The 2,596-nt window shown below is 68.5% G+C and carries 2 protein-coding genes; both read left to right on the top strand.

Translation table 11 applies throughout. The features are described from left to right. The first annotated feature begins 141 nt into the window (after positions 1-141). Entirely contained in the window at positions 142-1,344 is a 1,203-nt protein-coding gene (locus E2E34_RS33270) for an ROK family transcriptional regulator (RefSeq protein ID WP_138905557.1), read from the top strand. 118 nt (positions 1,345-1,462) lie between these two features. Further along, the gene (locus E2E34_RS33265) at positions 1,463-2,572 is read left to right on the top strand and encodes a sugar ABC transporter substrate-binding protein (protein ID WP_138905556.1); all 1,110 of its coding nucleotides are present in this window, start codon (positions 1,463-1,465) and stop codon (positions 2,570-2,572) included. Positions 2,573-2,596: the final 24 nt, after the last annotated feature.

The raw sequence follows: 2,596 nt of genomic DNA, 5'->3' as shown, positions 1-2,596 counted from the left end.
CCCGTACGAACCGCCCGCCGGCCCGCTGCCGGCGGGCGGTTCGGCGTTCCTCCCACCCCCGCCGCCAGGCTCAAGGTCTTGACGGGGGGCAACCCGAAAGGCTCATCTTAGAGTTCACATGTTGGAGAAAGAGGAGAGTCAATGGAGACTCCGGGGTCGCAGACGTCACTGCACCGGGCCAATCTTGAGCGAGTCGTACGGGCCGTCCGGATGGCGGGCTCGCTCACCCAGGCAGAGATCGCCAGGGCCACAGGGCTCTCGGCAGCCACGGTCTCCAATATCGTGCGCGAGCTCAAGGACGGCGGGACCGTCGAGGTCACCCCGACCTCCGCGGGCGGCCGCCGGGCGCGCAGCGTCTCGCTGAGCGGTGACGCCGGCATCGTCATCGGCGTCGATTTCGGGCATACGCACCTGCGCGTCGCCGTCGGCAACCTCGCCCACCAGGTGCTCGCCGAGGAGGCCGAGCCGCTGGACGTGGACGGTTCGGCCGCCGAGGGCTTCGACCGGGCGGAACACCTGGTCAAGCGGCTGATCGCGGCCAGCGGCATCAGCCAGGACAAGGTGATCGGCGTCGGCCTCGGCGTACCCGGGCCGATCGACGTGGAGTCCGGAACGCTCGGCTCGACGTCCATCCTGCCGGGCTGGAAGGGCATCAACCCGAGCGAGGAGCTCTCCGGGCGCCTGGGCGTGCCCGTGTACGTCGACAACGACGCCAACCTCGGCGCGCTCGGCGAGCTGGTCTGGGGCAGCGGGCGCGGGGTCAAGGACCTGGCGTACATCAAGGTCGCCAGCGGTGTCGGCGCCGGCCTCGTCATCAGCGGCCAGATCTACCGGGGACCCGGCGGCACGGCGGGCGAGATCGGGCACATCACGCTCGACGAGTCGGGCCCGGTCTGCCGCTGCGGCAACCGCGGCTGCCTGGAGACCTTCACGGCCGCCCGGTACGTCCTGCCCCTGCTCCAGCCCAGCCACGGCCCCGATCTGACCATGGAGCGCGTCGTACAGCTCGCGCGCGAGGGCGACCCGGGCTGCCGTCGGGTGATCGGCGACGTCGGCCGCCACATCGGCAGCGGCGTGGCCAGCCTGTGCAACCTGCTCAACCCCAGTCGGGTGGTGCTGGGAGGCGACCTGGCGGAGGCTGGGGAACTAGTACTCGGACCCATCCGCGAGTCCGTCTCCCGGTACGCCATCCCCAGTGCCGCCAGACAGCTCTCGGTGGCTCCCGGAGCGCTCGGCGGAAGGGCCGAGGTCCTGGGCGCTCTCGCCCTCGCGCTGAGCGAAATGGGAGATTCGACCCTTCTGGACAGTGCGGTGCCCGAGCGGGCGCCGTCTTCAATTAGATAACGAATGGCACCGTTGTCATCTCGTTAAGGATTTACTCCTTGACGCTGCCAGCGGGGCCGAGTTGACTTCCAGCCACCTCGGCCGCAATGTCGCGGCCTCGTCAGGGAGGTTCCAAGAAATGAACACGCGTATGCGTCGTGCCGCCGTGGCCGTGGCCGCCACCGCAATGGCCGTCTCGCTCGCCGCCTGTGGCAGTGCCGAAGAGGCCGACTCCGCCAAGGAGACCGGCGCCAAGAAGGGCGACGATCTCAAGATCGGCCTGCTCCTGCCGGAGAACCAGACCGCGCGCTACGAGAAGTTCGACAAGCCGCTGATCGAGAAGAAGATCAGCGAGCTGACCAACGGCAAGGCGGAGCTCGTCTACGCCAACGCCAAGCAGGACGCCACCACCCAGACGCAGCAGATCGACACGATGATCACCAACAAGGTGGACGCGCTCATCGTGGACGCCGTGGACTCCAAGGCCATCGCCGGCGGTGTGAAGAAGGCCAAGGACCAGGGCATCCCGGTCGTCGCCTTCGACCGCCTCGCCGAGGGCCCGATCGATGCCTACACCTCCTTCGACAACGAGGAGGTCGGCCACGTCCAGGGCAAGGCCCTCCTCGAGGCCCTCGGCGACAAGGCCAAGGACGGCCAGATCGTCATGATGAACGGCGCGATCACGGACCCGAACGCCGCGCTGTTCAAGAAGGGCGCTCTCGCCGAGCTCGACGGCAAGGTGAACATCGGCAAGTCGTACGACACCAAGGAGTGGAAGCCGGAGAACGCCAACGCCAACATGGAGGCGGCGATCTCGGCCCTCGGCAAGGACAAGATCATCGGCGTCTACTCCGCCAACGACGGCATGGCGGGCGGCATCATCACCGCCCTCAAGTCGGGCGGCTTCAGCAAGCTCCCGCCGGTCACCGGCCAGGACGCCGAGCTCGCCGGTGTGCAGCGCATCGTCGCGGGTGAGCAGTTCATGAGCGTCTACAAGCCGTACGCGCCGGAGGCCGCGGCCGCCGCCGAGATGGCCGTGGCGCTCGCCCGTGGCGAGAAGCTCGACTCCATCGCCAAGGAGAAGACGGACAGCCCGACCAACAAGGGCATCCCGTCCGTGCTGGTCCCGGTCGTCTCGCTGACCAAGGACAACATCAAGGACACCGTCGTCAAGGACGGCGTCTACACGGTCGCCGAGATCTGCACCCCGAAGTACAAGGCCGCCTGCGACAAGCTCGGCCTGAAGTAGGGCCCCGGGCCCCCGGCCCGCGCC

Source organism: Streptomyces albidochromogenes (assembly GCF_005981925.1).
Classification (GTDB): Bacteria; Actinomycetota; Actinomycetes; order Streptomycetales; family Streptomycetaceae; genus Streptomyces; species Streptomyces albidochromogenes.
This window is presented reverse-complemented; position numbering and strand designations above follow the sequence as displayed.